A 23,401-nucleotide genomic window follows, 5' to 3' on the forward strand; every position below is an offset into this window, starting at 1 on the left:
AAAGATGGTGTCTCAATATCCCCGAGACACCATCTTTGTTTATTAAATTTTAAACATAATTTACAGTTACCTTTTTTCCCAAACTTTTCATTACCTCGCACAATTGTTCTACAAGTTTCAATTTTATACTTAAATCAGAAGGAAAATCAGGGTTTTGATGGGCAGGATTTACAGCCTTTCCAACCCATAAATTCAAGTGAGTGCACTCCTCAATTAGCAATTTTCCTAATTTTGAAACAGCATCTTCACCATTGAAATTGATAATTTCATTATCTTCCGAAAATGGATCAGCATATTTTTTAACCTTTTCCAAAACCTTGCTCAAGGTTAAAACTCCTTCTGTAATCAAGTCTATTCCTTCCATTGTAGCTGTTGGAGGTATATTCTTATCTATAAAATTTAAGTTTACCTTAAGCTTTCTTTTAAGTTCTCTTTCCGCAATATTAGCAGCAGTCCCACCACAGATAACCTTCTTACCTTCACTACCGATAAAGTTTTTAATAACACGACTGTCATCATCCTTATTTTTAGGTGGTCCTGTAAATATATTTATACATGAAGGCTTTCTTATTTTTATTGCTACTACCGTTGTATCATCTCCAGGCTTTCTATAGTACAGATCCCAACAAACCTCAAGTAAATCTTTAGCAAGACTTTGAGCATTTAAATCTTCTACTGATCTCTTTTTTAAATAATTTTGAACATCTTTCCACTGCCATCCAAGATTTAATATGTTTCCTAGCCCAGCATGAATAACTCCGTCGCTTACCACCGTTAGTACATCTCCCTCTTTTAAGGTTATATTGCTCTCTGTAATTCGTCTTCCGTTTATATGAAGCTGCTTTTTAGGAATATCTATGGTAGCACCGCCTCTAATCATAAATATAGGAGGATTATCATACTCTGCAATATAAGCTTCTCCATTATGATATATTTTAATTAATGTAAAAGTTGAGTATGCTATATTTCGGACTTTGCAAACAGGCAGTGTATTAGCTATTGTATCAACAGTTTCATATATATCTGCTCCTTCTTTAAGCATAGTACCTGCAATTTTTGAGGTCAAGGTAGCTAATATATTTGCTTTTACTCCACTTCCAAGCCCATCAGCTATAACAATTACAGTACAATTGTCCATTCTAATTACATTTACCATATCCCCTGCAAGTTCTTCTCCGTGTTTTATTAAAGTTCCATAGGCAACATCTATGAAATAATCCATTAGATTATCAACCTCCTTTTAAAAGTAGATATGGTTACAATATACTGTCATTTTCTCCTTCAACAATTTTTTTAAGTTTTGTTAATGTTATCTTTGTTTCTGCAGTAGTTTCGCCAAGTAGGCTCGCTATTTCTTGTGCCACCCTCATCTGCTTTTCAATTACCTGCTGAGCAGCATTTATAGTGTTTTCTTTAAGCTCAATGAGTTTTTCTTTATTTTTTTCTTCCTTAGTAATATCAACCATAGATACCATAACTATATCTTGTTTTTCAATGTAAACTATTGTTTCAATAAAGTCCAAATTATATTTAGGCAGCGAGACTTTTTTACTTATTATACTTTTACCAGTATCTTTTACATATTTAAAGTCGGTATCATCCATTAGCAGAGTTATAGGTTTGCCTTTAACATTTTGAGATTTAACCATAAAAGCAGACTCTGCTGCTGGATTAATATCTTTAATCCTCATTTCACCATCTAGTAATATATTGCAATTAAGTGTGTTTTCAAATATGACATTTCTTACGCTTTCCGCTCTATTTCTCATGTAATGTAGACACATATTACTTTCAGACATGCCTTCAAATATAGCCTGAGCCTTTTCCTTGCAGGTGTTATATCCACAAACACCGCAGTTTAATTCATCCTCTAATCCATATTTGCCCATTTCCCTCATTATTTTTGCTATCTGTTCTTCACTTGCAATCTCTTTTGTAATGCTTTTATCAATAAAAGTTCTTGAGAAATCTAGCTGCTTTTTTATTTCTACGCTTGTACCATCTTTATCAGCTATACTTTTAATGTAATTCTTAACCTTTTGAACTCTTTTGTAATATCCTTTTTCATTATTAATCATACCAGGACCGCCTATACAACTTCCTTTACACGCACTGACCTCTATAAAGGCATTGTTTACCTCGCCTTTTTCTATGCTTTTAAATAACTCCATACATTCCTCTGTACCGCTAACTGATATTACTTCTATACCTCTTTCATCTAATTCTGGACGAACGCATTGTACAATTCCACCAAAAATAGGATAATTTCTGTCACTATTTAAAAAGCTTCTATCAAATTCGCAGTCCTCTAATTCACTAATATTAATATGAAGGTTGTCCACCCAATCGTTTAGTTCATCAAAGGTTATTACTGCATCTACTATTTCTTTAGTTAAAAAACTTTCTGACTCAATTTTTTTAGCAATGCATGGTCCCATGAATACAATAAGACTATCTTCTCCATACAATTCTCTAAGAATCTTACCATGAGCTATCATAGGAGACACTGTTGGTATCATGTATTGAACTAGACTAGGATAATATTTTTCAATAATATAGTTAACTGATGGACATGCTGTGGAAATATAGTTATTTATTTCACAATTTTTTATATATTGTCTGTATATATCAGAAACTACATTTGCTCCAACTGCTGTTTCCTCTACATATGAAAATCCTAATTTTTTAAGCACTGCTACAAATTTGCCTGGGCTTGCATCAAATACTCCTGCAAAGGATGGTGCTATAGTTGCTACAACTTTTTTACCAGATGATAAAGCATCTTTAACTCTTTCTAAATCACTTACTATGTGCCTCGCCTTTTGAGGACATATAGCTAGACAGTGGCTACATGCTATACATCTGTCTTCCACAATCTCCGCCTGCTCATTTTTAAATTTAATTGCTTTTACAGGGCATGAACGAAGACATTTATAACAGTTTTTACAATTCGCTCTAGAGAAGTTCATATATTTCATTGCCTAATCCTCCCTAAAATCTCTTCTACAAAAAAGCTATCTACATTTTCTCTATTGACAGAGTAAATCTTATCTTCTTCATTAACAGTTACCGATACGCCTTCAGTACAGTGCCCCAAACAAAAAGCTCCCTTTAACTCAACCTTATCCGAGACTTTGTACTCTTCAATTAACACCTGAATTCTATTAATTACATCATAGGAACCTTTAAGGTGACAAGCACTTCCTACACATACACTTACAGTTATCATAAATACCACTCCTATAATTGTGAGTTTACAAGCTTTTTTAATTTTTAAAACATCTATACAATAGATTTATTTTTATTTATAGATGAAACTTATATTGCTTAGGTTTCGCTTCATATAATTCTACTTAGGTGCTTGTTTATTTTTTGTCATATATATTTAATTATAATATAGATAGCAAACTTTTTCATTAAAATACATATAATTTAAATTATTTATTAAAAATCTCTTCTAATATTCCTAAATCTTTAACATAATTTAAATTTACAAAAATATCTAGATCAGGACTATACTTTTTAGTGATTTCCTCAGGTATATATCTTATGTTAGAATTTTTAATTATGTCGTAAAGAACAAGGCTATTTTCTTCTATTCCCTTCTTAAAATCCTTAATTAAATCCTTTGAGTAAAAAGCATGAAGTGGTTCAATCCAATCATTCTTCTTACATATTAGACCGTCACATTCATCATCTTCTATAATGTTCATCAAATATTTTATATAGTCTATATTAATTTTAGGCATGTCACAAGCTAAAAAGAACACATATTTAGAAGATGCGTTTTTTAATCCTGTATAAATTCCACCAGCTGGACCATAATTTTTTTCCATATCTTCAACTACTTTATACTTTAAGTTTTCAAACTTGTCTTCTTTCTCTGCTACTAATATTATTTCATTAAAAATCTTTTCTAACTTTTCACCAATTATTTCTATAAGTAATCTACCCTCTATCTTTATCTTACTTTTGTCAAATCCCATTCTACTGCTCTTTCCACCACATAGAATTACAGCAGTGCCAACTTTCTTCATATAAATCACCTCATTCTAATTGCTAACTTGCTAGTACTTAGTTTAATAAGTTTCCCTAGCTAGTACCTTAATTTAAATATTACCATAACACCAAAATAATTCACAACTTTAAACTTCGAATATAAGGCTAAAAATAACTATTAAGTACAAATCTTTTCATTGATCCTATTCTAAAGAAGATATGAACTTCAGAATATATTTTCTTAATATAAAAAAGCAGCATAACATGCCGCTTTTTTTATATTAAAGTTGAATATACAAACTCTGAAAATTTTACTAAATCCTCTTCCTTATCAAAAGTCCCCTGTGCTCTAGATGCATTTCCTCCGCCTTTTCCACTAAATTCTTTTATGTTTTCTTTGAATATTTTCCCACAGTTAACGTCTTTATCTGTTTTATTTAAAAATAATATTTTATTGTCTCTTAAGGATGCGAGTATTATTATGTAGCTTTTCATACTAAGTTCTGAAGCTATCAGTTGTATATCATCAAAATCTTTATTACTGTACTTTCTAAAAACTACCTGAGTTTTTTCATTTTCAATTATATTCTCTGCTTCAACTTCTGCAAGGTTTTTTTTCAGCTTCCCTAGTTCTTTTCTTAAGCTATCAAGTTCTATACACTGGCTTTCAATTCTTTCAATGATATCATCTTCTTTTGCAGAAAAACTCCTAATAAGCTTAGTCACAATATCATGTTTATTTTCAAAATCCTTTAAAGCTCTCTTTCCACATTTAAAATATATTCTTGTCATTCCTTTGTATTTTTCAGTTTTTATAATCTTAACAATGCTAATCTCACCGGTTTTAAATACATGAGTTCCACAACAAGCACAGCAATCCATGTCCTTTGCTTCTACAACTCTTATATCCTCATCAACATTTATTTGTTTTCTTAGAGGAAACTTTTCGCATTCATCCTTTGAAACCACATACGTGTTAAATGATTGATTTAAATATATGTACTGGTTAACTTCTTCTTCTATTTTATTTACCATTTGCTCATCAATATCATTCATATCAATGTCAATAGTTACATAATCAACACCTAAATGAAATCCTTTATTATTTCCACCATATAATTTTAAAATAGCCCCTGATAGCAGATGCTCCCCAGAATGCTGCTGCATATGGTCAAAACGTCTATCAAAATCAATTTTACATGATGCAATTTTTCCCTCTGGAACTTTTTCTACTTCATGGTAAATAATGCCGTTATTTTCAAATACATATGTAACTTTTAGTCCATTAATTTCACCAGTATCAGAAGGCTGGCCACCTCCTTCAGGATAAAAAATTGTTTTATCTAAAATCACTAAAATTTTATTGTCTTCATTAATTATATCGACAATTTCCGCTTGGCATTCCTTTAAATAAGGATCATTATAAAATAGTTTTTCTGTCAAATTAAACAACTCCCCTCTGCATTATAAACAAATTTAATGTTATTATAGTTTTAATTTTCAAGCAATATTTTTATCACCATATTCTATTTTATCACATAATCACTTACGATTCCAAAATAAACAAGAGGCAAACATCCCTATAATAACTACACCAAATATCGTTTCAAACATTACAAGAACACGAACCATAGTAGAATTAGGAAGAATGTCACCATAACCTAATGTAGTAATAGTTACAGCACTGAAGTATAAAAAATTCCACATTGGATATTTAAAGCTTCCATTAGCTACATTTTTTAATACTAATGGGCTATCATCTATAAATGAAATAGAATTTTCCATAAGGTTTACAAAATAAAAATTTAAAGGATAAAAGCAGTCCTCTGCTTTAAATAATTCCTCATGAATAGTTGGATATCCTTTTACCCAAATTGTTATTGCAGTCAGTTTTTGTAAGCTTTTATTTTCTTCTTTATCATATATTATATATTTTTCATTATTATCTTTTTGAGATGTTCTATACAATGATATATTTAATTTATAGGTAGGAATTCTTCTATTTATAATTTGTTCTTCTGAACTTTCAATCTTCATATGCGTAATACCTTTTCCTTGAAGCAATAAATAATAATAGTTGGCCCAGTTTTCTCCTAAAGGCTCATCAAAAGCAAAAGAATACATATTTTTGTCTTTATCAGTTCTAATCTTAACTATAGGTCTTTTATACTCTTCAGAAGCAATTAATTTACTTACAACATTATTAAAGTCCCTGTTGTAAATACTTATTTTCATCTTCTTCTTAAAGGCACTTATCTTTGTATTCATATTAATATCATTTTGGAATATAAAAAATTCTCCAGAAGACATATTAGCTATTTTCCAGTATGCTATTCCAAAAGCAATTAAAGTTAGTATGTACATCGCTCCCAATATCATTAAAAGGTTCTTTTTCCGCATTTTATAGATATATGTTATTAATTTCATATACTTCCGCCTTTTATATTTACTTACTCTCTTTAATTAATTTTATTATAAGCTCAACTGTAGTATTCTTAACAAAATTATTAACAGCACAGAAGATGTACCCCTATGAATATCGCTAATAAGTCAAGCACTCAAGTTGGATATCTATGATTATCCAACACCTTGCAAATAAAAAAACCCCATGTTTTAAAACATAAGGCTTTGAGATAAATTTTTAGTATAATTACTTTAAATTACATTGTATTTACTATAAATTATTAATAATTTTTCCTGCTATATAATCTGCATCTACTTTTTCATCAACATTAATCGCTATTATCTGGCTCAACCCAGATGCTTCACCAGTAATATATACTATTTCACCTGAATTTTCATCTACTTTTCTCACAACCATAGCCTTATCACCCTTTACAATTCTAGCCTTTTTACCTTTTTCAAGCTCAACTGTAAAGTTATTTGTAAACTCAATTTTTTGACCTATCTTATACTTCATTTAATTCCATCTCCTTATTATAATATTCAATACATTATAATATACCTTAGCTCTATAGTATTAACAGTTAGCATACCAACCATTTTATAGAAGTGTACTCTATTCATTAATATTATCAACCATTTTCTTTAATACATTTTTAAATACCTCTATTTCCTCTTCTGATATGCCCTTAGAGACATCCTCACTCATTTTTTCTCCAACGGGGAACAACTTTTCCCTAAACTCTCTTCCCTTATCAGTGAGCATTAAATTTACTGTTCTTCTATCATTAATATATCTTTCTCTTTTTACAAATCCATCCCTCTCCATTCTATCAATTAGTCTTGCTGTAGTGGATGGCTTTATATCCATTTGATCTGCTAGCTCAATTTGACTAATACTTTTATGTTTTCCCAGGTAATATAGCGCTATCCATTGAACTCTTGTAATTCCTAATTCACTTAATCTATCATTAAATTCATCTGATATTTTTTTTGCTGCATTATTTGTTATAAATGCTATACATGTATCTAAATCGAACATTTTTTCCTCCTGCTTATTTATTTACTTAATATTATTTTACTTATATGCAATACCATAATCAACCTTTTTAATAAAAACTATTTTATCCCTATAAACATAGTTCTTGGCATCGGATAAATATCTTAGCCCGATACTTGCTTTATGTATATGCAGATGTACATATTTGCATTACTAAAGATACTTTAAATACTTTCTTAGTAAATCTTATCAAAGAATTTTATAAGAAATAAATTTAAGAGGTTAACTCAGCGCTAACCTCTTAAATTTATTTCTTACTTTATTCTAAACTTACCTTTGAGTAACTCAATAAGGGGTCGATGAATATAACAGCATTTACATTATTAAATTAATGTAGGTGCTTTTCTTATAACAAATTTACCTGCGCCTTCCTTACCAACAAATTGTCCATCTTTTGCAACAATGCTTCCTCTGCTTATTGTAACTACCGGAGCACCTTTCAATTTAAATCCTTCATATGGTGTATAGTCTACATTTTCATGAAGCATTGATTTTGTAGCTACAATTTCAACATTTGGATCAAACACAACTATATCAGCGTCGCTTCCTACTGCTATTGTACCTTTTTGTGGGTACATTCCATATACTTTTGCAGCGTTAGTTGAAGTTACTTGTACAAATCTATTTAAGTCAAATTTTCCTTCTGCTACTCCATAAGTGTACATTAATGACATTCTAAGCTCTACTCCTGGAGCTCCATTTGGAATTTGAGCAAAGAATTCTTTTCCCATTTCTTTTTGTTTCATGAAGAATGGACAGTGGTCTGTAGCCACAAATTGTACTGTATTATCTTTTAATGCCTTCCACATAGTTGGCCAATTTTTCTTATCTCTTAATGGAGGTGACATTACATATTTAGCTCCATTAAAATCTGGTTCTCTATAGTTATCTTCTGACAATAATAGGTATTGAGGACAAGTTTCTCCGATTATTGGATATCCTTCTGCTCTAGCACGTGCAATTTCAGAAACTGATGCTTCACAGCTATTGTGAACTATACAAAGAGGTGCATTTGCAATTTTTGCAAGTTTTATTGCTCTTCCAGCAGCCTCTCCCTCTGCTAGATCTGGACGGGATAATGCATGATAGATAGGTTCTCCTTTTCCTTCTTCACGGAACTTTTTAGTAAGATAATCGATAACATAGTAATTTTCCGCATGAACGCAAGCAAGTCCACCACTTTCATTTACTTTCATTAAAGTTCTTATTATCGTTCCATCATCTACTCTTAAGCCATCATATGTCATAAACATCTTAAAGCTTGAATAGCCTTGTTTTATTATTTCAGGCATTTCATTTAAAATATCATCATTTAAATCTGTAACACTTATATGAATGCCATAGTCAATAACTGCCTTACCATCTGCTTTTTCACGCCAAGTATCAGTAGCATCCTTTAATGTCTTACCATTTTGTTGTATAGCAAAATCAACTATAGTAGTTGTTCCGCCGCAAGCTGCTGCAATTGTACCAGTTTTAAAGTCATCACTTGAGTAAGTTCCACCAAATGGCATATCCATATGAGTATGTGGGTCTATTCCACCTGGGAAAACATATTTGCCAGAAGCATCAACTACTTCTGCTCCTTCAGTACATAAATCTATTCCAATTTCTATAACTTTCTCATTTTTGACACCTAAGTCTGCTTTAAAAGTATCAGAAGCTGTTACTACAGTTCCACCTTTTATTACTAAATCAAATTTACTCATTTATATTCCCTCCTAATATAGGATAAACATATTACATATCCAAACTTTAATAGACCTATTTATAATTTTTTATCAGAAGTTATATTTTATCGTTTATATGCTTTAAAATTCATCCATATAAGATAAACATCTTATATGGATGAATTAATTAAAGTCTTTATGCTTGTTCTTGAGCTCTATCTTCGATATCTTCTTCTTTCTTTCTAGTTGTTAGTTTTACTATCAACTCTCCGCCAGCATCTGAAAGAATACCTACAACAGAACCCATTAATAGTGCTGCCGCTGTAGTCATGTAAGAATTATTCATAGCAAGCATACCAAAAGTTGTTGAACAACCAATATATACACCCGGTATGAATGACAAAGTTTTCCATTTAGCTTGTGCAACTATTCCAAAGGAAATAACTCCTGTCATAATAGCAACTATATTTGGAAGGTGAAGAACCTTTGAAACTTCTACGCAAACTATAGCCCATAATACTCCAACCATGTTTGCTATTATGCCTCTTACCCATCCTTTGATAAAGCGCTGACCTGATGCATAATATGTTGTAGTTCCCATGAATCCTGCCCAAGTAGCAGCGCCTATTGCTGCACTTACATTGGCCCATATCCATGCCAATATCCCCATGCTTATGGCATTAGCTATTAAAGCGTCCATAAAATCTCCCCTTCGTGTCTCAATAATAAAAAATTATATATCTTTATTAAAGAGCTATTTCTCTTTCTACTCCGAAATCTTTGAATTTTATTTCTCCTTTAGTTATGCACTTTTCTATTGGGCACACTAATGAACATAAATGGCATCCTACACAATTTTCTTGTTTAAGTGATGGTCTTCTAGTTTCTGCATCCCAAACTATAGCTTGGTGAGCTCCATCATAACATGAAACATAGCATCTTCCACATCCTACACATTTATCGTGGTTGAAATTTGGATATACTATATAATCTCTATCTAAGTTTTCAGCAGGTACAATATTGTCAAGTGCACAACCTACTAAGTCTTGAAGCTTTTCAACTCCTTTTTCTTCCATATAGTATTGTATTCCGCTTATCATATCTTCAACTATTCTATATCCATACTGCATTATAGCTGTAGTAACTTGAACAGTTCCTGATCCAAGCATTATGAATTCAAGAGCATCTTCCCAAGTTTCTACCCCACCAATACCGCTTATTGGAGCATTCTTAAGCGCTGCATCTTGTTTCATTTGAGCTATAAATCTTAAAGCTATTGGTTTAACAGCTTTTCCTGAATATCCTGATATTGATGATTTACCATTTACTATTGGAAGACCTACTTGCTTATCTAGATCAACTCCAGTTATACATTTTATTGTATTTATAGCAGCTATACCTGTAGCTCCACCTTCTATTGCAGCTCTTGCAGGCACTTCCATGTTTCCTATGTTTGGAGTCATTTTTGCAAGTACTGGAAGATGAGTTCCTTTTCTTACTGCTGCTGAATATTTTTTAACTAATTCAGGGTTTTGTCCAACGTCTGATCCCATCGCATGAGTTGTCATTTGTGGACATGAGAAGTTACATTCTATTATGTCTGCTCCTATTTCAGTAACTTGTTGAGCAAGTCTTGTCCACTCTTCTTCACTAGCTCCCATTATTGAAGCTATTAAAACCTTATTTGGATAATTTTCTTTAAGCTTTTTCATATCTCTTAGGTTTTCTTCAAGTGAGTGCTCAGAAACCTGTTCCATATTTTTAAATCCTACGAAAGGAGTTCCTTCTTTTCTTGTAGCATCAAAACGTGGTGAAACTTCTATCATTTTTTCTGAGTTTACAGTTTTAAATACTACTCCAGCCCAACCAGATTCTAAAGCCTTAGCACACATATCATAGTTATTTCCAACTGGTGATGATGCTAAGAAAAATGGATTTTCACATTTTACTCCACAAAATTCTATTGAAAGATCTCTTTTTTTCATTATCTTACACCCTCCTTAGCTGATGCTGCTTCGTCTAATCCTGCTTTTCCTGTTAAGAAAGCTTCGATTTTTTCTGCAGCTAATTTACCTGATGCAACAGCTTGCACAACTGTCTTATCATCTTCAACTATATCTCCTGATGTAAATACATCTGTTGATTTAAGATCTGCAATTCCATCAACATTCTCTGCTTCTTGTCCAACTGCAAATATAACCATATCTGCACCTAATTCCATTTTTGAAGCATCAAACATTCCTTCAGCTTTTAAAGCTGTAACTTTTCCGTCTTTTCCTGTAATTTCTGCTGGTTTAAATCCTGTGAAAATTGGAATATTTAATGAGCTAACATATTCTTTCTCTTCAGAGCTAGCTGGCATTTTTTCAATTGTTCTTCTGTAAACAATCTTAACATCTTCAGCACCAAGAAGTTTTGCTGTTGATGCACAGTCCATAGCAACGTCTCCGCCGCCAATAACGATTACATGATTTCCAACTTTAACATCACCCTTAGTAGTCTTAGCTTGTGCTAAGAAGTCTACTCCGTTTACAACTCCTTCTAAATCTGAGCCCTTAATATCTACAAGTTTTCCTTTTTGCATTCCACATGCAACTAAGAATGCCTTATATCCTTCAGCTCTTAAGCTATCTATACTTAAATCTTTTCCTACTTTACAACCTGTTTTAAATTCAACACCTAGTTCTTTTATATAATCGATTTCATTTTCAACAACTTCTTGTGGTAATCTTTGAGGTGGTATTCCATAACTTAACCATCCACCTAAAACATCTTTTTCTTCAAAAACAGTAACTTTATATCCTTTTAGTGCTAGAGCTGCCGCTGCAGTAAGACCACTTGGTCCTGCTCCAATTACTGCTACTTTTTCTTTATCCAATTCTACTTTTTCCAAAACTTTCATATTTATAGATTGTTCGTAGTCAGTTAAATATCTTTGAAGCTCTCCAATTCTAATCGGCTTGTCTATTCCGCATCTGCTACAAGCTCCTTCGCAATATTTGTCGTAAGGGCAAACTCTTGAACATACTGCTCCAAGAGGATTGTTTGTTCTTATAGTTTCAACTGCACCCTTTAAGTTTCTGAAGCGAAGTGAACGTATAAATTTAGCTGGATCTGTCCCTGCTGGACATGCCTTACTACAAGGTGCATCATGGCATAATAGACATCTTGCAGCTTCTTCAATCGCTAGCAAAGGTGTGAATGGTTTTTTTGTTTCTTCTAAGTACTTTCCGTTTTCCATTTCTATATTTTCCCCTTTCAAAATTATGTGTATTTTGAATTAAAGCGAATGACTTATATCATTTTCTGCTTTATGTGAATATAATAACATCAATTTTTTAAATGTACCATACCCTTTCTATATACACATTTTTTCTTTAAACGACATTTGCTGTTTTTTTATTACGACATTTTTTTCATTTTTGAATATTCTTTATATTTTTATGTTTTTTAATAAATCCAAAGAAACTTTAGCAATTCCTCGATGCACATACCTTTTTATTTTAAATTTAATGTTAACATTTTGTTATTTTTCAAAAAATTCTTTACAAATATTTTGTAATTATTTCTGCATTATAATTAATTTAATTTAATTTTTCAAATTATTTTTTCACAAAATAATCAATATATTTTAATTTTTTTAAAATTTCATTTTTATCTATAAGTAATTTATATAAAAAATTATAATTTAATTGCACAATCTTTCACAATATTATGTATAAGTTTATTATGATTTAAAAATATAAAAAAAAAGAAAATGTCTAAAATATGACATTTTCTTTTTATATAAATGCATTATTTTTTTATTTTCCACTCAGTTCCAAGCTTTGAATCAATTAGTTCGATGTTCATAGCTTGTAATTCATCTCTAATTTCATCTGCCCTAACCCAGTTTCTATTTTTTCTAGCTTCATTTCTTTCTTTTATAAGTCTGCTTATTAAGTTTTCATCAACTTTCATATCCTTTTCGCTATTTTCCTTTGTCAATTCGAGTGATAAAACTTTGTCGAAATCTGCAATTAATGTGTACTTTTCTCTATTAGTTAATTGACTATCTTTTATAACTTTTGACAATACAGTTAAAGCATTAGCCATATTTAGATCATCACTAATTTGTTCAGCAAATTCACTTTTGTATAAGTTGATTTTATTTTCATCTAATCTTTCCTCTTCTTGCAAAGCATCTATAATAGATGACACCTTACTCTTTAACTTTTTGTAAGAATTCTGTGCATCCCTTAATGCTTCAAAGCTAAAAACCAACTGCTTTCTATATCTAGATTGCAAACAAAAATATCTATAATCTAAAGGACTAAATTCATTCTCTTCAATTTTTGAAAGCGTTAAAAAATCACCTTTTGATTTAGACATCTTTCCACCGTCAAGTACTAAAAATTCTCCGTGCATCCAATAATTTACCCACTTATGTCCAAGTGCCCCTTCTGATTGAGCAACCTCATTGGTATGATGGACAGGTATATGATCAACTCCACCACAATGAATATCTATTGTTTCTCCTAAATATTTAATTGACATAGCTGAACACTCAATATGCCACCCTGGAAAGCCTCTTCCCCAAGGAGAATCCCATTGCATTATTTGATTCTTAAATTTAGAATTTGTAAACCATAGAACAAAATCTAAAGGATTTTTCTTGCCTTCATCCACTTCTACTCTGCTTCCTGCTTCCAATTCTTCTATACTTAAATTTGCAAGCTCATTATAATCTTCGAATTTATCAATTTCATAATATACGTTTCCATTAGATATATATGTATAGCCTTTTTCTTCTAGTCTTTTTATTAAATCAATCATGTCTTGTATGTGTTCCGTTGCTCTACATATGACTGTTGGTCTTTCAATATTTAACTTGTCACAATCCTCAAGAAAAGCATTTTCATAAAACTTAGCAATTTCCCATACAGTTTTATTTTCACGCTGTGCTCCAAGCTCCATTTTATCCTCGCCTGTATCTGCATCTGACTGTAAATGTCCTACATCAGTAATATTCATAACATGCTTTACGTTATGTCCTATATATCTTAAGGACTTTTTAAGAACATCCTCAAATATGTATGTTCTTAAATTTCCTATGTGCGCATAATTGTAGACAGTAGGTCCACATGTATACATGCCCACTTTTCCTTCTTGTACAGGTATAAGCTTTTCTTTGTTCCCGGACATGGTATTGTACACAAAAAAATCCATATCTATTACATCCTCCATTCTTTATATCATATATTTTAATTCTTTAATTAAAATAAAAACCACAGGATAAATATATACCTGCGGTAAGAAAAATCTATTTAACTTATATTAAATATAGAGATAGTGCGCAGGTCCTATGTGATTTAAAAGCTTTCATTAAATAATTTCTACAACAACAACAAAACATTTCACATACCTCCTCAAACACTAATCTTATATAAATATTACCACAAATTTAAAATAATGCAACATTTTTAGTTTTTATTATTTATAAGAAATACTTAAATTTTATAGTATGTCGATTGTACTGAAATCACATAATATACTATAGAAAATTATAATAGTTGAGTTTTCTATTATTTTATATTATTATAACTAAGTAGGAGCGTTTATACAATGCTTTATTAATTAATATTTGTTACTTGTTAGTAACAAGTAAAATAAAAATTCAATGTAAAGTGAGGTAATATATATGGCAGTTATTCATATGAGCGATATAGCTTATGCAGAATTTAAAGAGCTCTTAGCAAATAACAACATCGATTCCAATGTCATTAGAGTTTATTTAGCAGGCATGGGCTGAAGCGGTCCAGCATTTAATCTTGTTCTGGATGAACAAAAAGAAAACGACGCTACTGAACAAATAAAAGATTTAACTTTTATTGTAGATAAAGATCTTGTTAATCAATATGGAAGTTTCACATTAAAATCCGGAAGTGAAAATGGTCGTGGAGGTTTCTCTATAGAAAGCGAAATACAGCCAGGCGGCGGGGAATGTGGCGGAAGCTGCTCAACTTGTGGCTAACTACATATAGTCTACTGAACGGCTCGTTAACTTGTACACTAATGTGTACTGGCAATTTTTAAGTTTGAAGTGAATAATTTTTAGTTGAGAGTTGAGAATTAACAGTTGAGAGTGAAGGATGATTTTCTGAAGTATAACATAAGAAAATCATCCATAACTGTCCACTATCCATTGTCAACTCTCAACTATTTATTTTTTCTCTTCTTCTATAAACAGAATTCTTGGCTTCAGGTGGAGTTTTGACTCCATCTGAAGCTTAGAAGTCGTTATCCAGGGACATAGCCGCTCTTTACTCCCACTTAAATAAAAGCAGAGAGCCCAAATCTTTGATTTGATGCGAATCGCTTTCACAGAGTGCGATGGGAGTATTAGAGCGGGTAAGTCATCGGATAAAAATTATCAACTTAGATTGTTGTCTTATCTATATCTATGCTTTACTTTATTGTATACCCATAATATATGCAGTTAAGTAATTCTTTCATTTGCTCCTCTGAAATTTTAACCGGGTTAACCCTTGTTGATCCTTTTAATGAATTTTCTACTAAAATTTCAAAACTATTTTTAAAATCCTCTTCTGATATTCCTACATCTTTTAGAGATTTAGGAATGTTTAATGTATTATTAATACTCTTAACTGATTCAATAAAATCTAAACTATTTATAACCTTTGCAAGTATTTTTAGCTTTTTTGCTACTGTTTCGTTTCTTGAATTATATTTAAGCACATAGGGTAACACAATAGCATTAGCGATACCATGGCCTAGATCAAATTTTCCTCCTAATGCATGTGAAATACCGTGAGCCATGCCAAGCCCAACATTATCGAATGCCAATCCAGCAATACACTGATAATGATGTACCTTTTCTCTAGCTTCTAAAGTTTTATCTTTGTATGAAAGCGGCAGGTATTTAAACAAGCCTTCTACTGCACCTTTAGCGATACACTCAGTAAAATCATCTAAATTGTGGTTTATATAACATTCTACTGCATGAGTTATAGCATCCATACCTGTTTCTGCAACTATGTTATCTGGCATAGTCACAGTTATATTAGGGTCTAAAATGGCTATATCTGGAATAAACGCATCTGTCTTAATGCCTATTTTTATCTTATCCTTTTTAAAAGTTATTACCGCTGCCTTTGTAACTTCACTTCCTGTTCCAGATGTAGATGGTATTGCAATAAGCTTAACCTTATTTCTCTTCTCTGGAAGCTCTATTGAAAGTATATTATCGAAGCTTATATGTTCATTTTCATATAATAGGGTCATTACCTTTGCAGCATCCATTGATGAGCCTCCTCCAACCGCTATCACAGTGTCGGGGTTGAATTCCTTCATCTTCTCTACACCTAATATTACTTCTTCTGTATCAGGATTCTTCCTTATTCCAGATATGATACAGAGTTCACAATTATTTTTCTTTAGCACTTTATCTATACCTTCAATAGTTCCATTTTTAAACATAGATTTACCACCAGTTACGATTACTACTTTTTCACCATTTATATTATTAAGGTATTCCAAAGCTCCCTCACCTGTTATTATATTTTTTCCTCCAAAGGTTAACTTCTTCATGATATTTTACGCCTCCTATCTAATGATTAAGTTATTGATTACAATTTATCTATTATTTTTATTAAGTCTTCTGATGGTGATAAATTTACTATTGGATTATTTAAATACTTTTTTCCATTTCCATAATACATTAAATATTGATCATTCTTCTTATCATTTTTAACAGATAACGGGAAAAATAGTCTTGTATACTTAAACTGTTTCAACCCCTCTGCCACAACATTAAATTCCTGCTCTTGAGCATAAATAAATTCTATATCAATACCATCATCTTTTGCGTTTTGGATACATTTATCATCTACATCTATCGTCTCTGTATATATATTATTAAACCGTTTGTTAGTAAGCATTATGATGTTATTAAAACTAGGATTAGATTGATTCAGTACTTGTTTTGTGCCATTTCTATAAATTATAATTTTCTCTGGATAAGCTAATATGGTTGTTTCTTTTTTACATGCAACAACAAAAACACTTATAATAATGAATAAAAGTATTAATGATATTTTCCGCACCATAATACTATCCCCCTCAGAATACATTAGAAATTGTTCATTTTTAGTATATTAAAATTTTCAAGGAATATTTTTTAAAATTCGCCATTCCACTCCGAATAAAACTGTTTTAAAAATCCTTCCATAAATTCATGTCTTTTAACTGCTAATTCCTTTGCTCTAGCAGTATTCATCAAATCTTTTAAAAGTAAAAGCTTTTCATAAAAGTGATTTATTGTAGTGCCTTGACTTTTTTTATATTGTTCAAAACTTTCATGATACACTGGCTTTATATCTGGATTGTATAGCTCCCTTCCTTTATGTCCTCCATATGCAAAAGTTCTTCCTATACCTATAGCTCCAATTGCATCTAGCCTGTCCGCATCCTGCACTATCATACCTTCAATAGTGCTCATTCCGCCCTTAACCTCCGCTCCTTTAAAAGATATGCCCTTTATAATACTTGCTATATGTTCAATTCTTTTACAGTCCACCTTTTGCTTTATCAACCATTCTACGGCAATCCTAGGTCCAATTGTTTCATCTCCATTATAGAACTTCCAATCTGCTATATCATGAAGCAGCGCGGCTAGCTCTACTGTAAGCAAATCAGCATTTTCATATTTTGAGATATATAAAGCACTTTTCCAAACCCTATAAACATGCCACCAATCATGTCCTGAGCCTTCCCCTTCTAGTTTTTCTCTTACAAATTCCGCTGTTTCCAAAACTATTCTTCTAAATTCTTTTTCGTTAGCTTTATAAAAGCTCATATTCATATCACCTCAGCTTAGCATATGTTATCCGAACTACTCTTTTACTAATTATACCAAAATAATTGAATAATAAAATAATAAAATAATAAAATAATAATTAAGTCCTATATTTTTTTATATATTGTTGAAAATCCCATGAATTTAAAAATTTTTCTGCACTTTTATAACCAGAATCAAACAGTTTAATTTTCATCTCCTTTGACAGGTTAAATTGAGTAGTTTGCACACCTAATGTTGGAATAAATATAGTTCTAACAGCATCTTTATCCCTAATATATATATCTTCATTTTTTTCTATCATTGTATCAAATATATCAAATATAAAAGCTGAAAAATCTGTTTTTCCCTCTGCAGTGTTACTGACCTTCTTGCTAACTAATTTAAATCCAAATGTAGGCCATTTTGGTACACCATATACATCGAAAATCCAAATCGGAAACTTGCTCAAAATTCCTCCATCGACTATATAGCTAACTTTACCTTTATAATAAAGTTTTACTGGTTTAAAATAAAATGGAATGCTTATACTCATTCTTATAGCTTCTGCAATCTTAAGCTCCATAGGATTAATGCCATAATTTTTTATATCATCTGGAAGTACCAACATTTTTCTCTGTGTTATGTCAGAGGCTATAACTTTGAGCCTTGATTTTCCATTCTCGCTTACATCCTTAAACTTAACCTTACCTTTTTCCGCTAACAATTCTCCAATAAACTCTTCCAAAGGGTCTCCAGAATGAATTCCTTTACTTTTAAAAAGATTTATGGGCTTGTTTATTGTAGATATTATATTTATTTTATTTTTGTCAAGAAACTTTGTGCAATCAATATTCATTAGTATTTTTTTTAGTTCAATAGCTTTGTACCCTGCCGCCAAAAGTGCTGCTACAATTGATCCTGACGAAGTACCTGCAACATAATTCCAATCATATCCCTTATCTTCTAAGCAACATGCAGCGCCTACTAAACCTATAAACTTCATTCCACCGCCCTCAAAAACAGCATCAATCTTCATACTTCTATCACCTCGTTATAAAATATGATTTAATATACATATAAATAACAAGACTATAGAAGTTTTTAATGCTATAACCTTACTATTTTTTATACATGCAGATTAATCCCGCTATATTTAAAATTATTCCAATAATATTTATCCGATGTCTACCGCCACTAATATCCCAACTCACTCTGTGTAAGCGATTCGTACCATATCGGCATTCTGTATAAGTGATATATACTCTTTATATAATAATCCTATTAGAATAATATTTGTACCTAGCGGAAAACTATTGATAAATATATATATCTAATGCAAGGAGGATTTATTATGAAAGTAGAAGCTTATTTTAGAGGCATTAAAAGTGCAAATGATGCAGCTGCAAAGCTTAAAAGTAAAGGGTTTAATAATGCAGTAGTAGATATAAACGATCACTATGAAGATTTTAATAGCGGTGTTAAACCAATATTGCCTGGAAATGAAAACGCGCCAAATCTTTCAAGGATGGTTCTAAACTCAGGTCCATACATTGAAGACCCTTCTAAAAACCCTTTAAACGCTGCAAGCCCTATGGTAAGCGGTATGGGAGGATTTGAAGAAATTACAGATGTTAACTATAAACTTACTATGGAGGTAGATGAAAATAACGAAGAGCAGGTAGAGAAAATGTTAAAAGAAATGGGTGGTACCCTTAAAAGTCCAAATTTAGATTTGCCTCATAGATTGGAAGACATTCATCTTGATACAAGAGATTTAGATCTTAATACTATGGACACCTAAACTAAGTATTTAACTTAATATAGGATTACAAGGCCTAAAGTCGACTTTATGTCTTGTAATCCTATATCAAATTATTTAATTATAAGATATAATTCCCTATCTTCTTTAGAAATTCTCTTTTCTAATAAATTAATTATCTCAATAGATTGAATTTTAAAGTCACTTAAATTATTAATTATCTTAGTTTTAGTGTTAAACTGATTTTTGAAAACAGTAAAAGATTGGCATAAATTTCCCATCTCTTTTATATAATCATTTGCCATCTTTTTTATTTTAGCATCTTTGCTGTTCAGTAGTTCAGGATATAAAAACTTATCTTCTGTGTCTAAGTGTATTTTTAATTTTCCGGCAAGTAAACTTATATGTTTTGCTATTTCACTTGAATCCTCTTGAAAATTTGTTTTTTTAACTAAATTTTTAATTATTCCTATATCTTCTGAAATATCAGTATGTTGTCTTTTTAAACTTTCTATGTTAGCCATATAAATCACCCTTCTTAACTAATTTTTATTGATTTTCCCTCTATATCCAAATGATAACACCTTTTAATAAAAATTCCCGTAACATTAGTTACATAACAAAATAAAAAAGTACCAAATAATATATTTGATACCTTTGCTTAGATAGTATGTTTTTATTTTAATCTACAAAAGTTTTCCCAAAAGTTTATATGCTTTTTCTTTATGTTAACTATTTTAAATTCCTTATTTACAAATGCATGTGTTGTTTTTCCTTTTGCTAGAAGCTTGTTGTCTCTTTCTCTTATCACATTATAATTAAAAATAACCTTTACTGGAGAAAGTTCTTCTATAAAAGTTTGTATTATTATATCATCTTCATATTTTGCACCTTCGCTATATTTACAATAGCTTTCTACTAAAGGAAGCAATACTCCTTCTTCTTCCATCTGGCTATATGAAATTCCTGTTTCTAAGATAAAATCACTTCTGCCAACTTCAAACCATGGATAATAATTTGAATGATGAACTATACCCATCTGATCTGTCTCCACATATCTAACTTTTAATTTACTTTCACTTATGTACATCTAGTATTCCACCTTCTTCTATATATTTGTATATATTATACATTTTACTACTTTATAATGTTTTGTCTATATAATTGATTTATTAAAAACTGTTTCCATATATACATAATCTTCATATTATAATAGCAGTATATGCAAAATTAATCATCATCTATTTATCACTTTGGAGGTGTAAGCATGTCAAATCACCTAAAATTAAATATTGAGGATTTACAACTGGAATTTCATGAACTCTCTCAATTTGAGACCACTAAAGACATACATCCTTATAAAAACATAATAGGTCAAAAACGGGCTGTTGAATCTATAGATTTAGGTCTTCTTATGGATAAAAAAGAGTATAATCTATATATTTCCGGGCCTAATGGCACCGGTAAAACCAGCTATATTATAGATAAAATAGAAGAGTATGCAAAAACATTATCAGATCCCTGCGATTGGTGCTATGTTTATAATTTTAGAGATAGTAACAAACCCCTTGCACTCTCCCTTCCAACTGGAACTGCACCTAAATTTAAAGAAGCCCTAAATAAATTTATTAATGAACTTTTTAAAAAAGTCCCTTCATCTTTTGACAATAGAAGCTATGAAAATGAAAAAAGAAAAATAGTTGAAAAATACGAAACACTCCTATTGGAACTTTCAAATATAATACATGAAGAATCAGCTAAAAGAAATTTCACTGTAAAACATGATGAAAATAGAAACTTTATTTTCATTCCCCTAAGCAACGGTAAAAAGATGGATATTGATTACTACAATGAATTGTCACCACAAGACAAATCCGCAATAAATACAGCTTCTAACGAACTAAAAATGCTTTCCTTTGAAATTTTAAAAGAAATGAGTAATTTGAATAAACAAATGTTAGAAGAACTTAAAAACTTAGACAACAAAATATCAAAAAGTATTATATCTGAACAAATAGAAAGTCTAAAAAATATTTATGGTTCTACCCCTAAAGTTATCAACTATTTAAATATGCTAGAATTAGATATTATTCAAAACATTAATGCTTTTTTTGATGAAGCTGATGAGGAATCACTTCAAAATGAAAATAATAAAACCTCTAATAACGAAGAACCATTAAAGTTTTCAAAACACTTTTTTAAAAGATACGATGTAAAAATAATTGTTTCAAACAAAAAAGATGCAGGTGCGCCTGTTGTTTATGAAGATTTGCCTTCTTATAATAGTATTTTTGGCAAAATAGAATATGAAAACATAGAAGGCAATACAATTACTGATTTTTCAATGATTCGCCCCGGTAGTCTCCATCTTGCTAATGGCGGATTCTTATTAGTTAATGCCGAACAACTTTTGGCCAACCCTAGCTCCTGGAACACTTTAAAAAGATGTTTAAAGTTAGAAAGGGTATTTATTCAAAATTCAAGAAATAACATGGAGCTTTTTCCTATAATAACCTTAGCACCTGAATCAATTCCGTTGAAAGTGAAGATTATTCTTATTGGTAGTAGCTCTACCTATTATTTATTATCACATCATGATTACGATTTTAATAAATTTTTTAAAATAAAAGCTGAGTTTGACAATCAAATTGAGAATAGTAAAACTACTATAGAAAATATTCTAGGTTTTATAAATAATTATATTAGTGAAAATAACTTAATTCATATAAACAGAGAAGGGATAAAGGAGCTATTAAAATATTCCTGTAGATTATCTGAAAATAAAAATTATTTTACTGCTTATATGAATAAGCTCTTAGAGGTTATTGATGTATCTAGTATCTTTGCTAAAAATAAGAACTCTAACTTTGTGGATGAAAATGATATAAAAAAATCTATCCACGAACTACATGGCATGCATGGACTAGTTAAAGAAAAAATTTTGAGAATGTACAGAGAAGGAAAATATGTGATAGACCTAAAAAATTCTAAGATTGGCGAAATTAACGGCTTATCTGTTATGGACTTTGGCGATTGTACAGTTGGGCAACAGCATAAAATAACTGTCACTACTTTTGCAGGTAATAGCGGAGTTACAAATATTGAAAGGGAGGTGGAAATGAGCGGCAGTATTCATAGTAAAGGAGTTATGATTTTATCAGGATTTATAGGTGAGTTTATAGGTCAAAATACTTTCTTATCTTTTAACGCTAAAATAGTATTTGAACAGCTTTATTCTGGAATAGATGGCGACAGCGCCTCTGCTGCAGAACTATTAGCACTTATATCTAGCCTCAGTGACATACCTATAAAGCAAAGCATATCTATAACGGGGTCAGTTAATCAGAAAGGTAAAATACAACCTATTGGTGGAGTAAATGATAAAATAGAAGGATTCTTTGATATATGCAAAATTTATGGTTTAGACGGGACTTATGGAGTAGTAATACCTAGTAAGAATATTAACAACCTAGTATTAGACCACAGAGTATTAGATGCAGTAAATAAAGATCTTTTTCACATATATTCTGCAAGTACAATTGAAGACTGTATTGAAATACTATTTGACTTCACTGGAATAGAAATGGGGGGTACTCCTGTCATTGATTTTATAAAATATCGTATTTTAAGTAAAATCGGAAAATATAGATGCTTATTATAAGTGTGGCTAC

The 23,401-nt window shown here is 30.9% G+C and carries 22 protein-coding genes; 3 read left to right on the forward strand and 19 right to left on the reverse strand.

Features of this window, described 5'->3' with window-relative positions; translation table 11 throughout:
• Positions 1 to 49 precede the first annotated feature (49 nt).
• The 13 genes from I6U51_RS19930 to cysS all read right to left on the reverse strand — a co-directional run bounded on the left by I6U51_RS19930 (position 50) and on the right by cysS (position 14,340).
• Positions 50 to 1,222: a PP2C family protein-serine/threonine phosphatase gene (locus I6U51_RS19930; protein WP_211144320.1), complete on the reverse strand. Its 1,173-nt coding sequence runs from the start codon at positions 1,220 to 1,222 to the stop codon at positions 50 to 52.
• Between the two features lie 34 nt (positions 1,223 to 1,256).
• Positions 1,257 to 2,978: a [Fe-Fe] hydrogenase large subunit C-terminal domain-containing protein gene (locus I6U51_RS19935; RefSeq protein WP_211144321.1), complete on the reverse strand. Its 1,722-nt coding sequence runs from the start codon at positions 2,976 to 2,978 to the stop codon at positions 1,257 to 1,259.
• Positions 2,975 to 3,229: a (2Fe-2S) ferredoxin domain-containing protein gene (locus I6U51_RS19940; protein ID WP_211144322.1), complete on the reverse strand. Its 255-nt coding sequence runs from the start codon at positions 3,227 to 3,229 to the stop codon at positions 2,975 to 2,977. The genes I6U51_RS19935 and I6U51_RS19940 overlap by 4 nt, the downstream gene beginning before the upstream one ends.
• 208 nt (positions 3,230 to 3,437) lie before the next feature.
• Positions 3,438 to 4,037, reverse strand: a complete 600-nt coding sequence (locus I6U51_RS19945; protein WP_211144323.1) for a molybdenum cofactor guanylyltransferase — start codon at positions 4,035 to 4,037, stop codon at positions 3,438 to 3,440.
• A 238-nt stretch (positions 4,038 to 4,275) separates the two neighbouring features.
• Positions 4,276 to 5,442 (reverse strand): alanyl-tRNA editing protein, encoded by a 1,167-nt coding sequence (locus I6U51_RS19950; protein WP_211144324.1) that lies wholly within the window; start codon positions 5,440 to 5,442, stop codon positions 4,276 to 4,278.
• A 99-nt stretch (positions 5,443 to 5,541) separates the two neighbouring features.
• Positions 5,542 to 6,399 carry a potassium channel family protein gene (locus tag I6U51_RS19955; protein WP_246517535.1) on the reverse strand — a complete coding sequence of 286 codons (858 nt, stop codon included), beginning with the start codon at positions 6,397 to 6,399 and terminating at the stop codon, positions 5,542 to 5,544.
• A gap of 274 nt (positions 6,400 to 6,673) precedes the next feature.
• On the reverse strand, positions 6,674 to 6,919 hold the full coding sequence (locus I6U51_RS19960; protein ID WP_211144326.1) for a hypothetical protein: 246 nt from the start codon (positions 6,917 to 6,919) through the stop codon (positions 6,674 to 6,676).
• A 99-nt stretch (positions 6,920 to 7,018) separates the two neighbouring features.
• Positions 7,019 to 7,444 (reverse strand): MarR family winged helix-turn-helix transcriptional regulator, encoded by a 426-nt coding sequence (locus I6U51_RS19965; RefSeq protein ID WP_211144327.1) that lies wholly within the window; start codon positions 7,442 to 7,444, stop codon positions 7,019 to 7,021.
• Between the two features lie 341 nt (positions 7,445 to 7,785).
• The gene (hydA, locus tag I6U51_RS19970; protein WP_211144328.1) at positions 7,786 to 9,171 is read right to left on the reverse strand and encodes a dihydropyrimidinase; all 1,386 of its coding nucleotides are present in this window, start codon (positions 9,169 to 9,171) and stop codon (positions 7,786 to 7,788) included.
• Positions 9,172 to 9,328: 157 nt separating this feature from the next.
• A complete protein-coding gene (locus tag I6U51_RS19975; RefSeq protein WP_211144329.1) occupies positions 9,329 to 9,832 on the reverse strand; it encodes a DUF1097 domain-containing protein in 504 nt (167 codons plus the stop codon).
• Positions 9,833 to 9,878: 46 nt separating this feature from the next.
• Positions 9,879 to 11,117 carry an NAD-dependent dihydropyrimidine dehydrogenase subunit PreA gene (preA, locus tag I6U51_RS19980; RefSeq protein WP_211144330.1) on the reverse strand — a complete coding sequence of 413 codons (1,239 nt, stop codon included), beginning with the start codon at positions 11,115 to 11,117 and terminating at the stop codon, positions 9,879 to 9,881.
• On the reverse strand, positions 11,117 to 12,373 hold the full coding sequence (locus tag I6U51_RS19985) for an FAD-dependent oxidoreductase (protein ID WP_211144331.1): 1,257 nt from the start codon (positions 12,371 to 12,373) through the stop codon (positions 11,117 to 11,119). The genes preA and I6U51_RS19985 overlap by 1 nt, the downstream gene beginning before the upstream one ends.
• Before the next feature lie 554 nt (positions 12,374 to 12,927).
• Positions 12,928 to 14,340, reverse strand: coding sequence for a cysteine--tRNA ligase (gene cysS, locus I6U51_RS19990; RefSeq protein ID WP_211144332.1), 1,413 nt, complete (start codon positions 14,338 to 14,340; stop codon positions 12,928 to 12,930).
• 472 nt (positions 14,341 to 14,812) lie between these two features.
• Here cysS and I6U51_RS25475 point away from each other — a divergent pair, with 472 nt between their 5' ends.
• Complete coding sequence (locus I6U51_RS25475; protein ID WP_464204168.1) at positions 14,813 to 14,923, forward strand: iron-sulfur cluster assembly accessory protein; 111 nt, start codon at positions 14,813 to 14,815, stop codon at positions 14,921 to 14,923.
• A 656-nt stretch (positions 14,924 to 15,579) separates the two neighbouring features.
• Here the strand turns inward: I6U51_RS25475 and I6U51_RS19995 are convergent.
• From I6U51_RS19995 to I6U51_RS20010, 4 genes are all read right to left on the reverse strand, one after another.
• The gene (locus I6U51_RS19995; RefSeq protein WP_211144333.1) at positions 15,580 to 16,722 is read right to left on the reverse strand and encodes an iron-containing alcohol dehydrogenase; all 1,143 of its coding nucleotides are present in this window, start codon (positions 16,720 to 16,722) and stop codon (positions 15,580 to 15,582) included.
• Between the two features lie 38 nt (positions 16,723 to 16,760).
• Positions 16,761 to 17,240: a hypothetical protein gene (locus I6U51_RS20000; protein ID WP_211144334.1), complete on the reverse strand. Its 480-nt coding sequence runs from the start codon at positions 17,238 to 17,240 to the stop codon at positions 16,761 to 16,763.
• Positions 17,241 to 17,311: 71 nt separating this feature from the next.
• A complete protein-coding gene (locus I6U51_RS20005; protein WP_246517537.1) occupies positions 17,312 to 17,989 on the reverse strand; it encodes an HD domain-containing protein in 678 nt (225 codons plus the stop codon).
• Between the two features lie 100 nt (positions 17,990 to 18,089).
• Positions 18,090 to 19,007 carry a patatin-like phospholipase family protein gene (locus I6U51_RS20010; RefSeq protein WP_211144336.1) on the reverse strand — a complete coding sequence of 306 codons (918 nt, stop codon included), beginning with the start codon at positions 19,005 to 19,007 and terminating at the stop codon, positions 18,090 to 18,092.
• Positions 19,008 to 19,322: 315 nt separating this feature from the next.
• Between I6U51_RS20010 and I6U51_RS20015 the strand changes: the two genes are divergently transcribed.
• Positions 19,323 to 19,772 carry a hypothetical protein gene (locus I6U51_RS20015; protein ID WP_211144337.1) on the forward strand — a complete coding sequence of 150 codons (450 nt, stop codon included), beginning with the start codon at positions 19,323 to 19,325 and terminating at the stop codon, positions 19,770 to 19,772.
• 71 nt (positions 19,773 to 19,843) lie between these two features.
• Here the strand turns inward: I6U51_RS20015 and I6U51_RS20020 are convergent, their stop codons facing one another.
• Together I6U51_RS20020 and I6U51_RS20025 are read right to left on the reverse strand one after the other, a co-directional pair.
• A complete protein-coding gene (locus I6U51_RS20020) occupies positions 19,844 to 20,254 on the reverse strand; it encodes a hemerythrin domain-containing protein (RefSeq protein WP_178910825.1) in 411 nt (136 codons plus the stop codon).
• Between the two features lie 152 nt (positions 20,255 to 20,406).
• Positions 20,407 to 20,820 (reverse strand): acyl-CoA thioesterase, encoded by a 414-nt coding sequence (locus tag I6U51_RS20025; protein ID WP_211144338.1) that lies wholly within the window; start codon positions 20,818 to 20,820, stop codon positions 20,407 to 20,409.
• A gap of 177 nt (positions 20,821 to 20,997) precedes the next feature.
• On the opposite strand from I6U51_RS20025, the gene I6U51_RS20030 reads away from it, so the two are divergent.
• Complete coding sequence (locus tag I6U51_RS20030) at positions 20,998 to 23,391, forward strand: Lon protease family protein (protein WP_211144339.1); 2,394 nt, start codon at positions 20,998 to 21,000, stop codon at positions 23,389 to 23,391.
• Positions 23,392 to 23,401 lie beyond the last annotated feature (10 nt).

This window comes from Clostridium aciditolerans (genome assembly GCF_016316925.1).
Classification (GTDB): Bacteria; Bacillota; Clostridia; order Clostridiales; family Clostridiaceae; genus Clostridium_AM; species Clostridium_AM aciditolerans.

Excerpts from the sequence above, each read along its gene's own strand:
- I6U51_RS19930 (WP_211144320.1), bottom strand. The coding sequence starts at position 1,222 with ATGGATTATTTCATAGATGTTGCCTATGGAACTTTAATAAAACACGGA.
- I6U51_RS19935 (WP_211144321.1), bottom strand. The coding sequence starts at position 2,978 with ATGAAATATATGAACTTCTCTAGAGCGAATTGTAAAAACTGTTATAAA.
- I6U51_RS19940 (WP_211144322.1), bottom strand. The coding sequence starts at position 3,229 with ATGATAACTGTAAGTGTATGTGTAGGAAGTGCTTGTCACCTTAAAGGT.
- I6U51_RS19945 (WP_211144323.1), bottom strand. The coding sequence starts at position 4,037 with ATGAAGAAAGTTGGCACTGCTGTAATTCTATGTGGTGGAAAGAGCAGT.
- I6U51_RS19955 (WP_246517535.1), bottom strand. The coding sequence starts at position 6,399 with ATGCGGAAAAAGAACCTTTTAATGATATTGGGAGCGATGTACATACTA.
- I6U51_RS19960 (WP_211144326.1), bottom strand. The coding sequence starts at position 6,919 with ATGAAGTATAAGATAGGTCAAAAAATTGAGTTTACAAATAACTTTACA.
- I6U51_RS19965 (WP_211144327.1), bottom strand. The coding sequence starts at position 7,444 with ATGTTCGATTTAGATACATGTATAGCATTTATAACAAATAATGCAGCA.
- hydA (WP_211144328.1), bottom strand. The coding sequence starts at position 9,171 with ATGAGTAAATTTGATTTAGTAATAAAAGGTGGAACTGTAGTAACAGCT.
- I6U51_RS19975 (WP_211144329.1), bottom strand. The coding sequence starts at position 9,832 with ATGGACGCTTTAATAGCTAATGCCATAAGCATGGGGATATTGGCATGG.
- preA (WP_211144330.1), bottom strand. The coding sequence starts at position 11,117 with ATGAAAAAAAGAGATCTTTCAATAGAATTTTGTGGAGTAAAATGTGAA.
- I6U51_RS19985 (WP_211144331.1), bottom strand. The coding sequence starts at position 12,373 with ATGGAAAACGGAAAGTACTTAGAAGAAACAAAAAAACCATTCACACCT.
- cysS (WP_211144332.1), bottom strand. The coding sequence starts at position 14,340 with ATGGATTTTTTTGTGTACAATACCATGTCCGGGAACAAAGAAAAGCTT.
- I6U51_RS25475 (WP_464204168.1), top strand. The coding sequence starts at position 14,813 with ATGGCAGTTATTCATATGAGCGATATAGCTTATGCAGAATTTAAAGAG.
- I6U51_RS19995 (WP_211144333.1), bottom strand. The coding sequence starts at position 16,722 with ATGAAGAAGTTAACCTTTGGAGGAAAAAATATAATAACAGGTGAGGGA.
- I6U51_RS20000 (WP_211144334.1), bottom strand. The coding sequence starts at position 17,240 with ATGGTGCGGAAAATATCATTAATACTTTTATTCATTATTATAAGTGTT.
- I6U51_RS20005 (WP_246517537.1), bottom strand. The coding sequence starts at position 17,989 with ATGAGCTTTTATAAAGCTAACGAAAAAGAATTTAGAAGAATAGTTTTG.
- I6U51_RS20010 (WP_211144336.1), bottom strand. The coding sequence starts at position 19,007 with ATGAAGATTGATGCTGTTTTTGAGGGCGGTGGAATGAAGTTTATAGGT.
- I6U51_RS20015 (WP_211144337.1), top strand. The coding sequence starts at position 19,323 with ATGAAAGTAGAAGCTTATTTTAGAGGCATTAAAAGTGCAAATGATGCA.
- I6U51_RS20020 (WP_178910825.1), bottom strand. The coding sequence starts at position 20,254 with ATGGCTAACATAGAAAGTTTAAAAAGACAACATACTGATATTTCAGAA.
- I6U51_RS20025 (WP_211144338.1), bottom strand. The coding sequence starts at position 20,820 with ATGTACATAAGTGAAAGTAAATTAAAAGTTAGATATGTGGAGACAGAT.
- I6U51_RS20030 (WP_211144339.1), top strand. The coding sequence starts at position 20,998 with ATGTCAAATCACCTAAAATTAAATATTGAGGATTTACAACTGGAATTT.